The sequence below is a fragment of the Paenibacillus plantarum genome, assembly GCF_013141695.1.
GTDB classification, from domain to species: domain Bacteria; phylum Bacillota; class Bacilli; order Paenibacillales; family NBRC-103111; genus Paenibacillus_E; species Paenibacillus_E plantarum.
Map to the genome: position 1 here is coordinate 176,041 of NZ_WHNY01000004.1, position 20,404 is coordinate 196,444.

Genomic DNA, 20,404 nt, shown 5'->3' on the forward strand with positions numbered 1-20,404 from the left:
CATATGACTACTTTCAAACCTCTGACCTTCTAATAAACCGCTTTCATTCAATTTCTATACCTATTATATCGCCCCTGCCATACAGACAGATATACATAAAACCTTCAATTATGTTCTAGATTTTGTCTTGATCCAAAGCATGTTCGATAAAGAAGGGTTCTTGGATGTGACTTAAGCGATTCTGAGTTAACGACTTACTCATTTAAAGTATTATAAATTTGACATTAGTGTGCATCATACAGTATGCTGATTTTGAAAGGAAGTGAGTGTATGACGGAGTTAGAGAACACCATTGATAAACTAAACCAGGAGTTAAGAAGAGGTACGATCGTTATTAGTGTATTGAGTCAGCTGAAAGAAATGCAATATGGGTATTCTCTTGTTCAATCTTTGAATGCGAATGGGCTTCGACTTGAACAAAACACGTTGTATCCTCTGCTTAGGCGGCTTGAGAGTCAAAATTTGCTTGAAAGCCACTGGGGCGTCGATGGCTCCAGACCAAGAAGATATTACAAGCTTAGTGCAGACGGTTTTCAAGCGTTGGAGATTTTAACAAAGGAATGGAATGAAATGGTGGTTGTCATGAATCAATTTATGAATCCAAAGGAAGGTGATTCTTAATGGTGAAAGTGGATAGGTACGTTTACGCAGTAGGCAAACACTTGCCAAAGTCACATAGAGAAGATATCAAGAAGGAAATTCGATCGACGATAGAGGACATAATTGAAGAGCGAACAGATGGAGAAACGCCAACAGAACAACAAATAGACGAGATCTTACTTGAGCTTGGTGAACCTCGAGAATTTGCGTGCAAGTACCGTAAAGATGCAAACTATCTGATAGGTCCAGGCTTGTTTGATACGTATAAGCTTGTACTGAAAATATGTTTAATCCTCGCGGCTATAGGGATATTTTCATTGATATCAAATAAAACTCCAGAGCTATCAGAGAGTTATAATTATTTCGGGTTTATTTTCCGCCTCTTGGTGGAGATAGTTAATGAAGGGATTCATGTCTTTGGTTTGGTGACAATTAGTTTTTTTCTTATACAATGGTTCGGCAACGCACGAGGAAAAGATTTCTTGAAAAAGAAAATGAATTCAGCCTGGCATCCATCCAAACTGGAAGCCATTCCGAAATCCCATGTACAAATCAAATATTCAGGATTGATAACTACAATCATTATTTCCGTATTGACGCTTGTTGTCTTCAATTTCTTTGCTGAAAAAATAGGGATTTATTATAATCGAGCAGGAGACCAAGATTCAGGTTTTTTGCAAATCCTTTCTCTAGACAGATTGGCGGACTACATGATTTTTTGGAACATTGAGATAATGCTTGTTATGGTTATAAGTCTTTATGTCCTTATCAGCAAAAGGTATACCCTATTTACAGTCGTTGCTGAATCGTTGCTGTCTATCGCTGTTATTGTACTCTTACTTATCATGGTTCAGGACACGACACTTATTAACAACTCGGCCATATCAGAAGCTATGTCGAGTACAGATATTATTGGTGATGTAGGAACCTTCATCAGAAACTTGTGGAGAACTGCTCTAGCTATAATCATCGTCTTTATGGCTGTGAATCTCTTTGGCAGAGGGAAGGCCATTTTGAAGTTTCTCAAGTGAAGAAGTGTAACAGGGAGTTGCAGACTGGTGATTTTAGAAGTGAATGCACTTGGTACGCTCGACTGTTGAGAATTGCCGGAAGGACGCTATAAAAGTATTCATGCTGAAGAGTAAATAAAATTCATTACACAACCTAGGGCACCCGTCAAGAGTGCCCTGAAATTATTCACCGTTGGAGTAATAGGGTGATGCGTGTCGCGCAACTGGTACAGCAGAGAGTTGAGTTAATAGTAGAAGCAGCAATACTAAAAGTGACAGTCGGTATGTAGGTCATAGCACCCTACACATTTCGTCCTCATGGTTCATCTTTCATAATGGGCACATCGATACGAACGATCGTCCCCCGATTGGGACGGCTTACAATATGCAGGCCGTATGGTTTACCAAAGTAAATTTGAATCCGTTCATGCACATTGATGATGCCAATACTGTTAAACCTGTCTTGCATCTTCCTGTCTCTGCTAGAGATCAACAGCTTGCAGTATTGCTCTTTCTCCATACCAATACCGTTATCACACACATACAATCGCACTGTATTGTTGACCCTTCGCCCCCGTATTTCAATTCTGCCGGTGCCTTTCTTTGAAAGCAGACCATGAAATATGGCATTTTCCACAATAGGCTGCAAGGTCAGCTTGAGAACTTTACATGTCATAATTTCCGGGCTGATATCAAAATGACATGTGAAGGTATCGCCATAGCGGACTTTTTGAATATTCATATAGCTGTTCAAAGCATCGATTTCTTCTTCGAGCGCAATATACTCATACTTTTTGTCAAAGCTGTACGACAACAAATTAACAAGTGAACGAACCGTATCCCGGACTTCCGTGTTCCGTCCCTGTTTAGCTAAACTCCCGATACAAGCCAATGTATTGTACAAGAAGTGTGGGCCTATCTGGCTTTGCAGCATTTTTAGCTCATATTCTTTTTTCTGCACTTCAACTTCTTTCATCTCATGAATTAGAATATGAATCCGATCCATCATGGAGTTGTAACTCCTGGCAAGCTGCCCTATTTCATCTTCACGGTTCATTTCAATATGGGATAATCTTCCGTACTTCGTAACAGCATTCATTTTAAGAACAAGCTTGCGAATTGGATTCGTAAAATAATAGGAGATCAGAAAAGAACCAAACAAGAACACGATAATCCAGAGCAGAGCCGTCACTTCGAAATTGTGATACAGCTTAGAAACGTTCATATTCAAGATGTTTTCATTCATAATGAAAGATGCTCGCCAGCCCAAATTATTTCCTTTTGAATCTGCAACGATAAAGCTCTGTGCGCCAAATTCGGTTCTGTTGATACCATCGCTCATCTGTTCGAGGGTCGTAATAAAATCACCTTGAATCTTTGGTGGAAAAATCCCCTTTTCATAAGGCAGCAGATCACTCTGAGGATCATAAACGATAGGCTCGTTCGCTAAAGAACTTAACGTTATTGTCTGCCCACGGCTTGAAACCATGGGAATGATTTTCTGATTCAAATACTCTATGCTAATCTCAGCTATGGCCGCCCCTAAATACTTGTTCGCCTTACTCCTGACTGGAAAAACGAAGGCCACTGTTCGATCCGATAATGCGGTTTCGTATGGTTCACTCCACTTCAAACCGTTAACACCCTGACTTCCCATTTCATTCAATTTGGGCAGCATTCGATTTCCGTAGATATCATACAGGACTTGCTTGCTGCTAAAAACCTGCCCGTCTGCTCGCACGACATACAGCGTCTTGATAAGTTGACTATTCGTTTCTCCGTAATGCTGTAAAACATTTTGCGCCTCTGTGCTTATTCCGTTTTCAAACAATTCTTTCTGTGCGGAAATAAGCAGCAAAATATTCGTAATATTCTCCAGATACATATCCAAAAAGGTATTTGTCCGCAAAATCATTAACTTCGAATCTTCCATCATCTTGGTTTCAAAGCTTTTTTTCGATATCCCAATGTTATTCCAAGAAATCATCATAAATATCGTGACCGTCAGCACAAAAAGCAATAAAAACTGTTTAGTTCCAATGCCATAGTTTCTGTAGCTTTTCACAAAATACTTCTTGTTCTGCATTTGTCTCATCCCTTTTTAAACTCCAATGGGGTAACACCCATCCAGTTGCGGAAGACGATTGAAAAATACCGATAGCTTGGAATCCCAACCTGTTCGGCTACCTCATATATTTTTAGATTCATATTTTTCAGTAGATATGCCGCCTTTTCCATGCGCAGCCGAGTCACGTAATCATTAAAGGACTCTCCGACCTCTTCGCTAAATAAACGGCTTAGATACGATGAGCTTAAACCGACTTCTTCTGCTACAGAGGACAGACTAAGCGGCTGGCTGATCTTCTCCCGAATGATCTTCCCGGCAAGCCGAATTTCCGGCCGATACCTTTCTTCCCCGCTGAAATTGATATGTATATCATGAAGCAACGCCGTCATCATTTCATGCAGGGTTACCGTCTGGTAAATATGTTGAGACAAGATTTCATCATGATCAAAATCACCACGTTCTTTATTCCATAGAATGTTCCATTTATGAATCAATTTTTTGAGCTCATTCGGCAGGATGCGATGCTCCCTCGCCCAATTCGTAAAGTCCCCTTCGATAAATGCGGATATCCCCGCCTGATCCCAGATGACCTTCTTCATCTTCTCTTCAATCCTTGCAAGTGCCTTGGGCTCAATGACATGTGCACCTTCTGGTTTCCCCAGAAATACGCGAGTGCTGCTGTCGTAAAAATAGTCATTTTTCCATAGGCTCATTACTTGAAACGCTTGTTGGAATTGCTCCGGTTTATCGACGTCATCGCTTATTGATGCATAGATGTGAATACATTCCCGCTTATGCAAGTGAATACTTTCCAACTTGTAATGAATGTCCGAAATGACCGCTTCGATTGTAGTGATCATAGAGAGGCGATCCTTATTGGGATGACCGAAGTACACAAAATGCTCTCCGATATCTACCGGTACCCAGGCAAAATCATGGTCATAACTCCCCAGTACTTGCCGAACTTCGCGGTCAACAAACAGCCAATCGCCATGCTTCGCTTCCACATAAAATCGTACGATCTGGAGCGGAAAAGTAAGAGGGAGCCCCTTATCCGCCAAGCTTTTATATACGTCCATCGTGGAATCGTTGTGAGTCAGCAATTGTCCCAGCAGCTTAGACTGGTTCCACCTGTTTTCTTCCTTTTTCTTCGTGTTGTATGACTTTTCCTTTTCAATTGCGCGTCGTGCCTCTGCAAGTGTTTGTTCCAATTCACTGTCATCCATCATGACTTTAATGACATAGCCAATCGCCCCTAGCTTCAATGCCTCTCTTGCATACTCGAAGTCACTGTGGCAGGTAAGGATCACGACTTGAATCTGTGGGAATTCCTTCTTTACGGTTCGAATTAGTGCCAGCCCATTCATAACGGGCATTGTAATGTCGGTAATCATCACATCAGGTACATATTTTCTACAAAACTCAAGCGCCTCTTCTCCATTGCCTGCTTCACCTACAAGCACGGCGCCTTGAGCTTCCCAATTGTACATTTGTAATTCTTGCCGAATGGGAATTTCATCATCTACAATAAGTACGCTTAAAACCTGATCATCCATTTCAGGGTCTCCATTCATCGAGATGGGATTAGAACCGTATGCATGAAAAAATACTGCCTTTGAATATACAGAAAGCCCCAAAAAATATTGGGGCTCTCTCAGCTATAATGATTATCCTCCAATTATAGAGCTTGCATACATTCGGTGCAATAGTATCAATTACGCGTCTAAAACTCGGCTAATCGTTCAAAAGATTGGAAATCACTTGCGCGCTTTCCGCACGCGTCATCAGCGCTTGCGGCGCAAATTGATTGCTGCTACGCCCTTGAATCAAACTAATTTCTTGTGCAGCACGTACTGCGTTCTGTGCCCACTCGTGAATTTGATCTTGATCACTAAACGAGCTGGTGTTCGTCAACTTAACTTGTTCACCCTTCACATGTTCATAAGCGCGAACGGCCATAACAGCCATTTCTTCACGCGTAATGGCATCGTCGGGTGCAAATGTATCTGAACTGCGTCCAAATACGATACCCGATTCACTAACGGCTGCAATCACCTGTGCATGCCAATCACCAGGATTTACATCCTTATAGTGAGCACTTCCAACCGCTTTCAAATCTAAAGCTCGTGCAAGCAAAGCTGCAAATTGTGCCCGTGTCACATGTCCTTCAGGGTTGAATTCCGTATCTGTAACACCTTCAATGATATGCTTGGCTGCCATTTTCTTAATAACACCACTAGCCCATAAAGACGAAGCTACGTCTGAGAATGTTCTGTTGTATTCCAGCACGGCATATTGGCTGAAATGGGTTACCTTGACGGTCATCATACCATTAACCAAAGTGCCTCCCACATATTGAATCGTTCCGTTAGGCGCAATGTAATACACGCCTAACAGATGAGGATCCGCATTCGGATTCACTTTAAATGAAAGCACCAGCGGTTCCTTAAACGTTGTGATAGGTATACGCGTTCCATCCGTAGTTACAACATGTAAGTTAAAATCATACACTTGACTTGCCGTGACTACACGGGTAGAACCGTTTATGGCGTCATGAACGAGGTTGGTTACCTCATCGTGGGAGACAATCGTTGCTGAGAAGCTAAGTTGTGCGCCCTCAGCTTGCTTGCCAGCAAGAGCTCCTTGCATATTTTTGAGCGCTTCCTTGGAGAATTCGATTGTAAAATCTTTCTGCACGAATTGAAGGCTGTTATCTCCAATCAGATCAGTAAGATGGCTTGGCAGCAGCACAGTATCTTTGCCTTCTTCCATTTGAACGGCTATCCTCCCCTTAACGGCAGCAGGCAAATCATTTTGTTTTACAATCTGAGTTGTCGTCGGTTTCGGGGTTGTTGTTGTCGGTATGGTTGAAGTTGGATTCGACGATGAAGATTGCGTCGGTGCCTTCTTGTCAACCTTGAACTCGACTGTTTTGAGAGCCTCTTCATTGCCAGCTTGATCCTTACTGCGGTAACCGAGCTTATATGTCCCATCTCCGAAAGCAGGAATGGAACCGGTGTAGGTGTTCCAAGCACCGTCATTCACCTGGTATTCGGTCGTGACAACGCCTCCAGCTTCACTGGCGCTAACGGTCAAACTTACCGATACATCCGTCTTATACCAACCGTTCTCCCCGTTAGGCGTATCTGGGGTTAAAGTTGCGGTTGTTACAGGGGCATTCACTGGCAGTCGCGTGCCGATACTAAATGCCGTCTGCATCTGTGTACTCGACTGAACCTGCACCAGATTACCGTTTACAGCTGTAATGCCACGTAGTTGTATCATCCCTATTCCGCTCTTCAGCGCTTTAAAATGGATCTGACCAATAGCTTCGGTTTTTGTAATTTGAACAGGAGCCTTATTTAATATGTCATAGGTCAGTCTGCCATTGATTGTATCTACAATCGCCCCGCCAAAAGTTTCGTACGAGGAAGACAGTACAAGACCATCTCCCTGCAAACTCAACTGGCTTGGATCATAATTCAGAGTAAATCCAACCCCACTCAAGTCGAGAATATTCTCTCCCTTGATAATAACCTTTACGGTATCGCCTACGTAATAGCTTGTTTGGTCTGTCGTTGCTACGATTGTACTACTACTCAAAGCATGGGCTTTATGTGTATCCATCGCAGATGCCGCAACGAATAAACATATTAACGACAGAAGTATCGTTCGTACATTCCGCATCGTACTCTCTCTCCTTTTTGTTACGGATGACTTCTCAGCAGGTTAAGCTTTTTATACACATAGACCATATCCACGATGTCGATCTTTCCGTCCATGTTCATGTCTAGTCTTGGGTCAAAATTATTATCGCTGCTAGTCAGTCTCGAATGATTGGCGATATAGCTTAGCACCTTTTCATAGGCTTGTTCGTTCATTATAGCAACGCCGTCTATATTGGAATTCGCCAGTATCATGTTGTCCTGGTAATCATTTTGAGCGAACGTAAAGCTGCCGTCTTTATTCGATATCAGACTTTCCTTGCGAACTTTAAATGGCACCTTGCCTGCTGCCTGTTTTCCTTTAAATTTAATTTTCAGGAGTTCGACGGAGATGCCAGGCTGCGGGTTGATCTGTTCATTCAAGTGGAATTGAATGGAAATAACACCGCTCGAACTATACACGTTTGTATAGACCGACGCCGTTACGCCAAGATTAGCCAACTGACTGCTCAGCATAATGTCAGCTGTCCCAACGTCGAACAAGCTATTATCGTAGGAGATGCTGAAGTTCCCGCCCCATACAGCGGCCGATGACATCAAACTTAATGTTGTTTCTTCCCCTACTTCCATAATCTTGGCTTTATTGTCAAAAGAGGTATACAGTGAATTCGCTGCACTCACATTCAACTTCGTTGTTGTGGTCAAGCTCTCCGTTGACCAATTGCCAGCTGCGTCTCCAGCTGTAACCTTAAATTTGTAAGTGGTGTTCGTCGATAAGCCGGTTACCTCAACCTGATAGACATTTCCCCCAACGGTTTGGAGCAAGGCCCCATCTTGATAGATTCTATAATTGGTTACACCAACAAGATCGGTTGCAGGCAGCCAGTTTAAAGTAACGCTATTATAGGTAGCATTACTGACGGTTATATGGCCTCCTCCCGGCCATGAAGGCGGCTGCATATCTACTTGCGGTGTTGCCGGCAAATAAAATCGGATCGCATCGGCAATGATATTGCCATAGCTTGCTTTATCGGTTAACTCCACATACCCTGAAGTACCCGGAACAAAGTGATGCTTGCCAAGCAAGATCCAGTTGCCCCCTGGAACAACCCTTTCATCAACCGTGTACAGCTTGCTGCCTCCGCTATAGAATACCGTAAATTGGGCTGCACTCGGACGATTGCCGCTGCCATCTGGAAGCCAGTAATACACGTCATAATCGCCTTCCGAAGCGATAGTTGGTGCCCATTTGAATTTATGCGTGCCAGTGCCATCCCCCGTAATGGTACTATAGTTGGCACCATATTTGTTAGGTTGGCTTGTTCCAAGGTTCCATGTTCCTGTTCCTGTAGATATCCCATTCACATTGTCCACGATAATTTCCACTGGTTCGGTGACAGGTGGAGTCGTCGGTATCTCTGGTGTCACGGGCGGTGTGCTGTTAGGAAGAGCAAATTTAATGGCGTCGCCGATCACATAACCGCTTGCGTTATCATTAAGCTCCACATAGCCACTCGTCCCTTCATCAAAGAAGAAGCTGCCGAATCCAACCCACTTACCCCCGGGTACAGTCTCATCCACATAAAATACTTGGTTGTCACCGCTGTAATTAATAGTAAACGGTGCCGCATTCGCTCTGTTGCTGCTGCCGTCAGGGAGCCAGTAGTAGACGTCGTAATTGCCGCTCACCGGTATGTACGGTCTCCAGGTTAATTTGTTTGCTCCTGCTCCGTTCGTGGCATTCACGTAACCAGCCGAATAATACTTGGGATTAAAGCTGGATTGCGTCCATTTCCCAGTGGCTAGCGCATCGTTATCATCCATGATGATGCTTCTCATCACGAACTTGACAGCGTCACCAACCATGTTGCCCGTCACATTGTCAGAAATTTCAACATACCCCGAAGTGCCGCGCATAAACGTATACGTGCCAAGCGAAACCCACTGTCCGCCAAGTTTACTCTCATCCACCGTTATGGCTTTGCTCGCCAAGCCATTATAAACCGTAAACGCAACGTTTTTCGCCATACTGCTATTGCCATCAGGCAGCCAGTAGTACGCCTCATATTCGCCGGATGCCTGAATATTCGGCCTCCATCTCATCTTATTGACACCTGCTCCGCCTCCGGCCACAATGGCATAATCCGAGCCATATTTGTTGGCATTGATAGAGGCTGTGCTCCAGGTTCCCGTAAATTCCGCACTTCCATTATCGACAATGATCTCCGTTGCTGGTTTCACAGGTGCTGGTGGAACAACCGGAGGCGGCGTTGTTGGAGGTACAACTATCGGAAGGTTAATTGGATACGCAACCAACTCAAAAGCGAACCCTTTCGCCGTATCCAGATTAATCAAGATATGCTGACCGTTCACCTGGACAGGTATTTCTTCCAGTCTTGCTCCGTTCGTCGCCAGCTTGTAAGCCTTGAATTGCGTTGGATCCAGCGTTGTTGTCATACCGAATTCGGCTGAACCATATTTGGTTAATGTGGGTCTGCTCCCTTTGCTGAATAGTACTTCCCCATTGGTTAATTGGGTAAGGCTTTCACCCGTACTTGCCGCGTCTGTTGTATGCGTAACTAAAATTCTGCTGCTCTGATCTAGTCGTTTACTTTCCAAGGATGATGCCATAAACGTGCCGTTTTCCACACTGCCCTGAAAAGATGCTGACGCTTTATCAAACGTGAAATTGTGATGATTGAGCGTTCCCGCAGCTGCGACTAAATACGGTGTATTCACGGTATATACATCTGTCCCGATGTCGAAGACCAACTCCCCGGTATCGGAAATCAGCTTGTTCTGCTCTAAATAGGCAAGCTGCTTATTCTTAATATCCGCATCTTCATTGCCAAGTGAGCGAATGAAAACCTGAGCTGCTTCTTTCGATGTCATCGAGGAAGTTATATTCAGTTTATTTTGCGCTGGAATATTCCCGCTTGCGATTTGATCTGGCGTCAGATCAGGGGTCACCTTATAGATGGTAAGCGGTTCTCCTGGTTTGTCGGCATAAACCGTCTGTGTATTATATAAATGAGAGATATAATAGAGGTTCTCAAGCCCAATTTGCGGCTGTGCGCCCTTCTCATCCGTGGTGCTATACGTTTTATCTCTTACAAATATAAATCTCGGATCCGCTTTTTCAATGAAGCCATTTCGGAATAACAGCGTTCCTGCATATTCAGACATGATTTGCAGAGGGTCGCCGAGGATCTCAAAACTCCCTAATTCCCCAATCCCAAGATTGTCGATGGCATGTGCCGGGTTATACCCAAAGTCAAACCTGTTCAGCATATCCCAGCCCTGATAGGCGCCGACGGCTCCAGTGAATATATCCGTTTCATCTCTGCCCTTCATCGGATAGTTGTCCTGATACTCGGTTAGAAAGACTGGCTTGGCATATAGCTGTTTCAATGACAATGCAGGATAGTAGTTTTCAAAACTGCCATCAATTACGTCAAATGCTTTGCTTAATCTCCTCATTGACGACGGATCGTATTGGTACCCGCTAAATAACGGCTGATAGTACATATGCGTCTCATGAACATCAGACGCCTCGCTTCTCCAGTAATCCACCATCGGATTCATAATATGATTCATGCCGCCAATAACAGCCTTCACGCCGAGGGTATTTTTGAGATAATCCTTCATGTTGTTGTAGACGGCCAATGTTTTACCCGTATAGTATTCCATCATATAGCCCTTGATCGGTCCGAAGGTGTTCCAAAAGGATGCCGGATAACTGGTTATAGGCAGTTGGCCCTTCGATTGCAGGAAGGCATTGAAGTCATCCAGTAAGAAATTTTTAAAATCCGGTTTGGTCGGAACTAGGTTGGTCAAAAGTTGCTCATTCCATGGACTTATGCCGATCACAGCAGGATCGTCCTTAAGCGCCAGTCCCGTTTTTTCATTAACATGGGATAACCACAAGTCGACTGCCTGCTTCCACATATCGAAAGCTTGCGGAAAAAACGGAAGAAGATACTTAGAGCTCTGTCCTTCCGCATAGTTGCCAAGCCCAGGCACGTTTTTAAAATCATACAAATGGAAAACGTCAAGCTGTAGATAAATGCCTCTCCTCTTCAATTCAAAAATAAAATTGTCAAGCAGTTTGACCTTCTCCATATCAAGCTCAACTGTTGATGAAGTTGGTGTCTTAAACATACCCGGTGCCCACGTTTCCATGGAATCCTGGCCATGGATTCTTACAATGTTATATCCCATCCCAACCAGTCTGTCCGCAATAATTACGGCTTCAGCAGGCGTTGGAAAAGACATGTTCCAATTGACATTCGGTCCGAAGAAGCGAACAGGTTCTTCGGGCTTTCCTTCAAAGTGCAGCTCTCCCTCTGCATCCATCTTAATAAACCCGTATTGACCGGCTGGGCCATCATTCATGCCTGATAGGTCAAGCGCACTTCCGGGTACAATGGCTGCCGTCGTGTCTACCTTGCTCCATGCACTTTCGTAACTCCCCATGTCAAATCCACTGTTATTCGGTATCGGAAGACTATCCAAATCTTTATTTAAACCTACATCGATCCCTGCATTCACAGCTGGGGACGTGGCAAGCAAATGAAAATCCGATTTCTCTACCGAAACAAATTGGGGATCACTGGCGATCGAATGGCTTTCTTGCGACTTGTCAAAAGAATAATACCCCGTCGTATTACCGATGATATGCGAGGAATCATAGATCTGGGAGACTCCGTTTTGCTTCCAATAAACCGCATTGCCTGAAGATCGGTAAATCAGATTATAATCGGAGACGAAGTTCGTAAGAGCTGATCCTGTGTCCAGTTCCACAGCAACAGCATAATCGCCAGCATTTAAGGCAATCATGTTGTTTTTCACCTGTAAGTTATCGAGCGTGACCCCACCAACTACCTTGAGTCCAAGCGCAGCTTCTTTCCCCGTACTGCTGGTAAACTTGGAATTGGCGATCGTATTATTCACAATTTTCGAGCCGCCGATACTGCCATTCTTGTTTTCCAGCAGAATACCATGACTGCCTGAATCAAGCGAATACATTTTCCCTGTATCAAAAATCAAGTTTCCATAGATCTGATTGGAGGCAGCATCGCCAAAATCAGTCTTAAGCTGTATACCCGTCCGCCAAATACTCGATAATTTATTATATCTAATGATGTTTGAACTGGATGAATTAACCTCAATTCCCGTACTGCTCATACTGCCTCTAGCATTGGTGCCATTCTTCCCTGTATAGAAGTCCCTGCCAATGTCGGTCACTGTATTGTAATCAATGATATTAGCAGAAGGTTTTGAAAGGGTATGGGTCCCCCCAACCTCAATTCCAGTAAGTTCCCCGTCATCCGTACTTAACTTCCCTATAGCGCTGACTCTATTGTAAGTGATAACGCTGCCTGCGGAACCGCTTTCAACCCAAATACCTCTTGAATTGATATCAAAAACATAATTGTAACTTATCGTTATGCTGGCGGAACCGTTTACTCTAATACCCGCTCCAACGGCTCCATGAATATCGTTTCCTTTCACAATCACATTTGAACTGCCAGGTGCAATGTAACCTACTTCATCCATGCCTCCTGTTAATTCAAGGTTGTTGACCTCCACATAACTTTGGGCATTGGAATCAAATGCTCTCGCTGGTCCAGTCACAAGTTCCGTCATATTCTCGCTGGAAGTTCCTTTTGACGGTTTATAATAGATATAATTATTTGCTAAATCTAGTGCCCAGGAACCGTTTGCAAGAGATCCTTTTACAGGGCCTGGCAGTAGTGAATCCTGCATTTTACCTTTTAATCGTTTGCCATTTTCCAAAAGGATGGTTTTGGAAGCTGCTGCAGCTGGCAGCGAAGAGTAATATTCTCCGTTGGCATCAGGCCCAATCCACACCGCTACTGGCGTTGCTCCAGAAATTTTCGGTTTGGGAAGCGTGGAAGAGCCGTATGCATCAAAAATAATATGACTTGCATTCGTGCCTGAGCTTGCAGGTTTTAATGTCGAGCCATACCAACTCTCTCCTCTTTTGAACAGTACCTTATCACCCGGCGCCAGAATTTGACTATTCACCCGGTTCATCGTTCGCCATGGCGTTTCCGTTTTCAGTCCGTTATTGCTATCATTTCCAAGCGTAGCATCAACGTAATACACACTTCCACTGGGAGTCACCTCCGCCATTGCAGGTTGTGCACTGCTGAATAACATCGCATTTACAGCGAATATAAAGATCATGAACCCTGATACTGCTCTCAATGTAAACTTGCTCATTTATACAACCTCCTAATAAAATTTCAGATCCCCTCGTTCTATAATTCCTTACTCCAAAATAAATCACCCTCTTCAACGATTGAAATCGTTTTCATTCTATATTAATTTTATCACCCAAGAATTGAACTTCGGTATACACAAAAGATACGATAAATGTACCAATTCTTGTTCTGCATGAAGAAGAGGGTGAACAAGCTGTCGCTCATTCACCCTCACTTTTGAATTAATGTGGAACAAATTTAACAGCATCCGCAATTACGAATCCCGATGTCGACGTATTGCTAATCACAACATTACCCGAGGTTCCTGCATGGAAGGTATAACTTCCTATGAAGTTCCACTGTCCCCCGTTTGCCTGCTGATTAACTGTCGTACTGTATGTCCCGCCAGCATGGTTTACCGTGACCGGTACGTTGATTGCTCTGTTCGTATCGGCATTCCACCACATATAGACGTCATAAGTATTTGAAGAGACAATGGCGGGCGTAAACGTCACGCTCATTGACCCTTTCCCTGCATTGCCGTCATGCAGATAGTCAGTGCCATATTTTTGGGGGCTAAAAGAACTGGCCGTCCAGGTTCCTGTCTTCGTTACTTTAGTCGAATCACTGTTATCGACTAGAACTGTAGGATGCTCATATCCTCCTATGCTTGGTGGATTGTGCCTTACATTCATAAAATAATCTTCTGCGACATCCGTTACATTATTCTTGCCCTTCGCTATACACGGAGAATGGGTCTGCAGCTTGAAATAGTCGGGTCCGAACGTGCCGCCGACTAGCAAAGGATCCCCAATGACATCATTCCCATTCGAGGCAACTCCGCTGACAGCGCTAGACCAACAGTTATTGGAGAAGACCAATCCCGGTTTCTGATCTACATTTTGTAATGTACCCGCACTTGATTTGAATATATTATTTTCTATCCTTGTGTTGACATGATTTGCTCCACCGGTAATGGATATATTCGTATTCGTTGCATCAATAAACGTATTGCCTGCAATAAGATCGTTATTCAAAGAAGTGCCTGTTGCTAATCCAGTATTCCAGTAAGCAAAATTCTGACTGTTCCCAATAAGGAAATTATTAATAATTTTCCTATCGTGTCCTGCTGGATAACTGAGATAAGGCTCATCTGCTATGGCAATCCCCATGGAAGGGCCTGTACCTCTAAAATAAATCGGATTTCCCGTCTTATAGATCATATTCCTCTGGATGGTTATATCATAAGCTTTGTCTACATAGACCTCCAGTGCATAATTATCATAGACAGAGCTATCCTCTAACACCACATCATGTGTGTCATTCCAGAAACCAACGCCTTCCCCCCAATTGTTATATATTTTGCTGTTCTTGATTGTGCCATTCGAGCTATTTTTTATCATTAAAATTAAAGGCCAGTTCATTTCACTTGATAATCTGCTGAAACGTCCATAATTGGCATTTTCCCACATCTCATTACCATCCAGAGTAAAATGATCAACATTCTCTACTAACAAGGCCAAATTACGGTTGTCATGAATCCTACTATTTTTTATCGTGATATCATGATATCTAGGGGTAGTTGCACTACCCGCATAAATCCCCACACCATAGGATTGTTTCATTTCAAGTCCGTCTATTTCGATATAATTTGCAGTGATACTCAACAAAGCGCCCCAGGAAAAAGTGAATTGCTGTCCCGTCGTATACGTAACTCCATCATTCGTAACGGGTATCCCCGTATAAGTCATTGTTTCAAGACTAAGAGGGTGATTCGGGTACGTATTCTGACCGGAAATGACCGGCGTTTCTCCAGGGTATGCCATTAGCGTGATTGGGCTGCCACTTGTACCTGAGGTCGTGATCATGATCGGTGATGTTATATTGTACGTCCCTCCCCTTACTATAACGGTAGAACCTGGGCCGGCAGTTCCCGCCATGTCGATTCCCTTTTGAATTGTAGCAAAGGGCTGGCTCGAAGTACCTGGATACGTGTTATTACCTGTCGTGGCAACATAATAGGTTGTCGCTGCAGCCTTAACTTCAGTCTGATTGACGAATCCAACAAGAATCAGTTCAAACAGCGTTGCCAAAATCACAGAAAAGACGAATAAAGCTCTTTTTTTCATGCTTATTGTTAACATCATCTACACTCCTTTTCTGATCGAAGTACATTGGAAGACCTTTTTAGCATTTTCAATGACAGCATGAATAAACAAGTGTAAGCGCTTTCGATAAAAATAGAAAACATCTCTCCCTTCCGTTTTTGGTACTGTTTTCGCTTTTTCAGAAAAGATATGGCAGCTGTTGTCCTATCACCTCTTTCCCTTTGTTTCTTTTATTATATGGTTCAAGGGATGAAGTGCTGTATACATGAAATCTACAATAAATGTATCAATTTATGTCCTCAGTCTTCAACTGCCCTCAAGATCTACTCCTATATTGTTGAATTTTTTGAGCTTGTGAACACGAAGCAACGTAAATCAGACGCAAAAAAGCAGTAAACCCGACCTGTGATGCGGCCGGGTCAGAAATAATATTTACATTCATTAAACTTGCCCGATCCTTTGCTGGTAATTCTTACGCACACTAAGTCGTGTGGTCCGAAACTGATTCGCAAACTCTCGGCTAAAGCCCGCCGATGCTGTAAACTAAATCGTATACGTACTGCTCGTCGTTCCATCGGAAGACGTCATAGTTACGACAGCAGTGCCCGGCAGACCTCGCCCATCTTACAGGCAATATCTGCAATGCTCTTCACTACCTATCCTCGTTAAATCACCTCTAGTTGATCCGCTTCCGGAACAACTAGATAATGCGTGCCTCTGGGCACGCCAACAATTGAAAAACCTGCCCGACTACATGTCGGGCAGGTCCAAAGCAGTGTCGTCGCTATATAGTTTTAGCTTAAAGCAGATCGCTACGGCACCAGTGCCAATAAATCCTTTTCGCTGAGTGCGTCCCCATACACAGCCAAACCTCCAAGCGAACCAGCGAAGAAATTGCCCATCTCGCCTGCCCGGTGGACCGCGCCAACCGTGAAATCGGATCCGTTCTCTCCACCATCGTAGATTCCATGGAAGTAGGGGAACGGGTTGAACGCAAGCCTAGCGTCAAGCGTTCCATCGAGATACACCCTGGAGAAACAGCCGTCATAGGTAAATGCCACCTGGACCCACTCGTCAGTCCGCACCGGAGTTGCTCCGATCGCCGAAGTCATGCAGTACGGATGACCCGGTGTGGGACCACCGCTACAGGAAACGTGACCACAAACTTGCTCTGCACTGTCCCAAATCCTCAGATTCAAGAATAGACAATACTGTCTCAGCCGCTGCGTTTCATTCCACATGCCAACAACCGCTTGGCAATGACCGGATTCAATAGATTTCCGTTTAATCCATGCCACGATCGTCATCTTCACGCCATAACCGTGAAAGTTCAGTGCTGGACATTCGCTGCGCGGGATCCGAAGCCATTGTCCAAGCTCAATCGATAGCGATTTCGGGCCAAACACGCCATCTGTAGGACGAGCTATATCTTCCGTCATCTCCTCAAGTCTGTACGCATATGGCCCTTGGGCTGCGAGATCATCTTCTCCTTGAAAGTCCCAAAACGAAATCAAAGCTGGATGTTCAACGACAAGCTTACTATCCAAAAACATAGACAATCCCCCTTTGCTTTTCATTTTACAGCGAGGATCAGCTATCTACCAATGCGAATTCTACGTTTTTTGGTATGATTCTAAGGCGGTGGTCCTAACAATAATTTAATGCGCCGTTTGCCCCTGTCCAACCATGGCTCGAGAAAGGTTCCATACACGAAGCATAACAGTTGCTGCATCTGCTCGGGTCGTCATTCCGCCCGGAACTAAACGATTTCCTTCACGTCCGTTCAACAGCCCGCGACTCGCAGAAGTGTAAATGCTTTCTCTGGCCCATTTTGGAATATCGGCATCATCAGCAAAGGTGGTCTTCGGATCCAGCTGGGTATCCCATTTCATGGCCCTTGCCAGCATAGCAGCCATCTCCGATCGGGTTACGGTCTGCATTGGTTGGAATGAGCCGTCAGGGTATCCCTGCACGATGGCCATCTCTACTGCATGACTAACTGTAGCAATGGCCCAAGAGGGAATCTGAGCCTGATCGGTAAAGATTTGCTTGTTCCCACCAACAGCTTCTGAAGTGACCCCAAGTGCGCGAAGCAGCATAGTCGTAAATTCTACTCGTGTAACGAGCCCCTGCGGATCAAATTCCGTTTCCAACTTGCCCTTAACAATCCCTTTCTCCGCGGCTTCACAAATGTGAAGCTCTGCCCAATGGCCCTTGATGTCAAGGAACGCACAAGCCGGACTCTCCACTGGCAATGGTGCAAGCTCTGTCTGACGTTGAATCGTCAGGCTGTAGGACTTGACCGTGCCGTTCTCCGCTTTTACGATTATCTTAAACACATTGTCCCCATTTGTAAGCGCGACTGTTGTGTTCCCAACAAGATTGATCCCCCCTAGCGTTACACTTGCCCCTGGATCGGAAGCAAATGCTTCTATTGATACCTCACTTGCTGATGTTTGAGCTTGATAGCTTGTCATTTCTGCTGTAAATATTGGTGTTAACTTCAGTTCATCTCCGTTAACTTTCACGGTAAGCTGTTTGAGATCTGCATTACTAGATAGCTGGACGCTACCACTTCCCGTATTCGTCTCCGCTAAACGCGTTACGTTCACTGTATACGTTTGAGTCGTTGTCCCATCCTGCGCTGTTACTGTCACTTCGATCGTATTCACGCCAACGTTCAGCGGCAGCGAACTGCTCGGTTGTCCGCTATCCACCGCTTCCGGTGTACCGCCATTTACTTTGACCACGACAGTCGCAGTTGCATCTGCTACAGGTGTCACCTGAATGCTGCTCTGGCTGTAGGCTACAGCTGAGGCATAGTTTAACATACTGCTCAGGAAGGTCGGGCTTATCGCAGCCCCTCCCGTGAGACTCAATCCACTGAGACTCGCATCTGTGTTTCGCTCACGTGTTACGTCCACCGTATACGTTTGAATCGTCGTCCCATCTTGCGCTGTTACAGTCACTTCGATCGTATTCACGCCAACGTTCAGCGGCAGCGAACTGCTCGGTTGTCCGCTATTTACCGCTTCCGGTGTACCGCCATTTACTTTGACTTTCATCGTCGCAGTTGCATCTGCCACAGGCGTCACTTGAATACTGCTTTGGCTGTAGGCAACAGTCGAGGCATAGTTTAACGTACTGCTTAAGAAGGACGGACTTAATGCCGCACCACCCGTGAGACTCAATCCACTGAGACTCGCATCTGTGTTTCGCTCGCGTGTTACGTCCACCGTATACGTTTGAATCGTCGTCCCATCTTGCGCTGTTACAGTCACTTCGATCGTATTCACACCAACGTTCAGCGGCAGCGAACTGCTCGGTTGTCCGCTATTTACCGTCTCTTGCGTGTCTCCATATACCCCGACGGTTACAGTTGCTGTTGCATCCGTTACCGTCGGCGTAACGTCTATTCCATACACGCTGTATGGCACTCTTGAGGTATAAATAAGGGTTTCTGTATCGAAGGGCATATGAAGCGCTGCTCCTCCCGACAAGTTTAAGCTTTGTAATTGTGCAATGCGATGATTAGCCAGTACAACATCCACCGTACTGCCAAGTTGCCTGATAATAACCACATCTAACCATCCGTCTTCGTTAAAATCTCCACTCATCATTTGAAGACTAGTGCTACCTTCACCAGAATAACCATATCGCTTGGCAGATTCAAATGTACCATCCCCATGACCCTCAAAAATGCTAAAAATGTTACTTGATAACCCAAAATTTGCAATTAGAATATCTGCTTCCCCATCGCCGATGTAATCTCCGATAAGCACAGCACGAGGATCAACACCAAAAGATTTATTTCCTAAATTTTGAAATGTGCCATCCCCATTCCCAAGTAAAATCGTAATCGCCCCCGATGAGCTACACACGACCATATCTAAGATTCCATCTTTGTTCAAATCACCTGTTGCCACTCGCTGTGCGAATTGTCCAGCGGAATAATCTACTTTCACTGCGAAAGTCCCGTCTCCATTCCCTAACAGAACGTTTATTTTACGATCAAGATACGAGACGACTGCCAAATCCGGATTACCATCTCCATTAAAATCCTTGGCAGTTAACTGAAACGTCACTGATCCTGTGCCAAAACTAGTGCTAGCTTGGAAGGTGCCATCCCCATTCCCAAGCATGACATATACATTGCTGCCGCTAACATAGGTCATCGCTAAATCCATTTTTCCGTCATGATCAAAGTCTGCAGCCGCAATAAAGTTAGAAGTACCGCCAATTGAGGCAGATAATGGAGGTTGAAAGGTCCCGTCTCCGTTCCCTAATAAAATTAAATACGAAGAGGGGGAAGCGCGAGTAATAGCTAAATCAATATTCGAATCACCGTTAAAGTCGGCATACGTGATCGCTGAAGCGTATCCTGAGAATGTGTAGGCTGTCTCAGCTCCAAAGGTTCCGTCACCGTTTCCAAGCCGAATACTGAACGAACTGGTTCCGTTCCCTGGTTGGAGAACCGTTGCAAGATCGAGATGACCATCATTGTTCAAATCAACAGTAGCCACATCTATAGTTGAACTAGCCCCGTAGTTATTTGTCTGAAACGCTGCTGCATGAACTTGCCTAGGTGTATATAGGGTAATGAATAGAATGACAACCAATGCAATCTTTGCCAACAGGAACTGCTGTCTTTGTAGAAATATCACGTGTACAACCTCCACTATAAAGTAATGTTTTCGCCTGTTTTCGCGCTTCTTTGAGGTTC

The 20,404-nt window shown here is 44.5% G+C and carries 9 protein-coding genes; 2 read left to right on the plus strand and 7 right to left on the minus strand.

Annotated features, from left to right (window positions below; genetic code table 11):
* The first annotated feature begins 270 nt into the window (after window positions 1-270).
* Window positions 271-621, plus strand: coding sequence for a PadR family transcriptional regulator (locus GC096_RS00630; RefSeq protein ID WP_171628368.1), 351 nt, complete (start codon window positions 271-273; stop codon window positions 619-621).
* On the plus strand, window positions 621-1,631 hold the full coding sequence (locus tag GC096_RS00635; RefSeq protein ID WP_171628369.1) for an HAAS signaling domain-containing protein: 1,011 nt from the start codon (window positions 621-623) through the stop codon (window positions 1,629-1,631). The genes GC096_RS00630 and GC096_RS00635 overlap by 1 nt, the downstream gene beginning before the upstream one ends.
* Window positions 1,632-1,926: 295 nt before the next feature.
* Here the strand turns inward: GC096_RS00635 and GC096_RS00640 are convergent, their stop codons facing one another.
* The 7 genes from GC096_RS00640 to GC096_RS00670 all read right to left on the minus strand — a co-directional run bounded on the left by GC096_RS00640 (window position 1,927) and on the right by GC096_RS00670 (window position 20,345).
* Window positions 1,927-3,705: a sensor histidine kinase gene (locus GC096_RS00640; RefSeq protein ID WP_171628370.1), complete on the minus strand. Its 1,779-nt coding sequence runs from the start codon at window positions 3,703-3,705 to the stop codon at window positions 1,927-1,929.
* Window positions 3,702-5,234 carry a response regulator transcription factor gene (locus GC096_RS00645; protein ID WP_171628371.1) on the minus strand — a complete coding sequence of 511 codons (1,533 nt, stop codon included), beginning with the start codon at window positions 5,232-5,234 and terminating at the stop codon, window positions 3,702-3,704. Before GC096_RS00645 ends, GC096_RS00640 begins: the two co-directional genes overlap by 4 nt.
* Before the next feature lie 178 nt (window positions 5,235-5,412).
* Window positions 5,413-7,365: an S-layer homology domain-containing protein gene (locus GC096_RS00650; RefSeq protein WP_171628372.1), complete on the minus strand. Its 1,953-nt coding sequence runs from the start codon at window positions 7,363-7,365 to the stop codon at window positions 5,413-5,415.
* A 20-nt stretch (window positions 7,366-7,385) separates the two neighbouring features.
* Window positions 7,386-13,592: a golvesin C-terminal-like domain-containing protein gene (locus GC096_RS00655; RefSeq protein WP_171628373.1), complete on the minus strand. Its 6,207-nt coding sequence runs from the start codon at window positions 13,590-13,592 to the stop codon at window positions 7,386-7,388.
* A gap of 223 nt (window positions 13,593-13,815) precedes the next feature.
* Window positions 13,816-15,720 carry a golvesin C-terminal-like domain-containing protein gene (locus tag GC096_RS00660; protein WP_171628374.1) on the minus strand — a complete coding sequence of 635 codons (1,905 nt, stop codon included), beginning with the start codon at window positions 15,718-15,720 and terminating at the stop codon, window positions 13,816-13,818.
* Window positions 15,721-16,493: 773 nt separating this feature from the next.
* A complete protein-coding gene (locus GC096_RS00665) occupies window positions 16,494-17,234 on the minus strand; it encodes a LamG domain-containing protein (RefSeq protein WP_171628375.1) in 741 nt (246 codons plus the stop codon).
* Window positions 17,235-17,339: 105 nt separating this feature from the next.
* Window positions 17,340-20,345 (minus strand): cadherin-like beta sandwich domain-containing protein, encoded by a 3,006-nt coding sequence (locus GC096_RS00670; protein ID WP_171628376.1) that lies wholly within the window; start codon window positions 20,343-20,345, stop codon window positions 17,340-17,342.
* Between the last annotated feature and the right edge of the window lie 59 nt (window positions 20,346-20,404).

What these genes read in the sequence shown, in the direction of transcription:
- GC096_RS00630 (WP_171628368.1), top strand. Translation starts at nt 271, where the DNA reads ATGACGGAGTTAGAGAACACCATTGATAAACTAAACCAGGAGTTAAGA.
- GC096_RS00635 (WP_171628369.1), top strand. Translation starts at nt 621, where the DNA reads ATGGTGAAAGTGGATAGGTACGTTTACGCAGTAGGCAAACACTTGCCA.
- GC096_RS00640 (WP_171628370.1), bottom strand. Translation starts at nt 3,705, where the DNA reads ATGAGACAAATGCAGAACAAGAAGTATTTTGTGAAAAGCTACAGAAAC.
- GC096_RS00645 (WP_171628371.1), bottom strand. Translation starts at nt 5,234, where the DNA reads ATGGATGATCAGGTTTTAAGCGTACTTATTGTAGATGATGAAATTCCC.
- GC096_RS00650 (WP_171628372.1), bottom strand. Translation starts at nt 7,365, where the DNA reads ATGCGGAATGTACGAACGATACTTCTGTCGTTAATATGTTTATTCGTT.
- GC096_RS00655 (WP_171628373.1), bottom strand. Translation starts at nt 13,592, where the DNA reads ATGAGCAAGTTTACATTGAGAGCAGTATCAGGGTTCATGATCTTTATA.
- GC096_RS00660 (WP_171628374.1), bottom strand. Translation starts at nt 15,720, where the DNA reads ATGATGTTAACAATAAGCATGAAAAAAAGAGCTTTATTCGTCTTTTCT.
- GC096_RS00665 (WP_171628375.1), bottom strand. Translation starts at nt 17,234, where the DNA reads ATGTTTTTGGATAGTAAGCTTGTCGTTGAACATCCAGCTTTGATTTCG.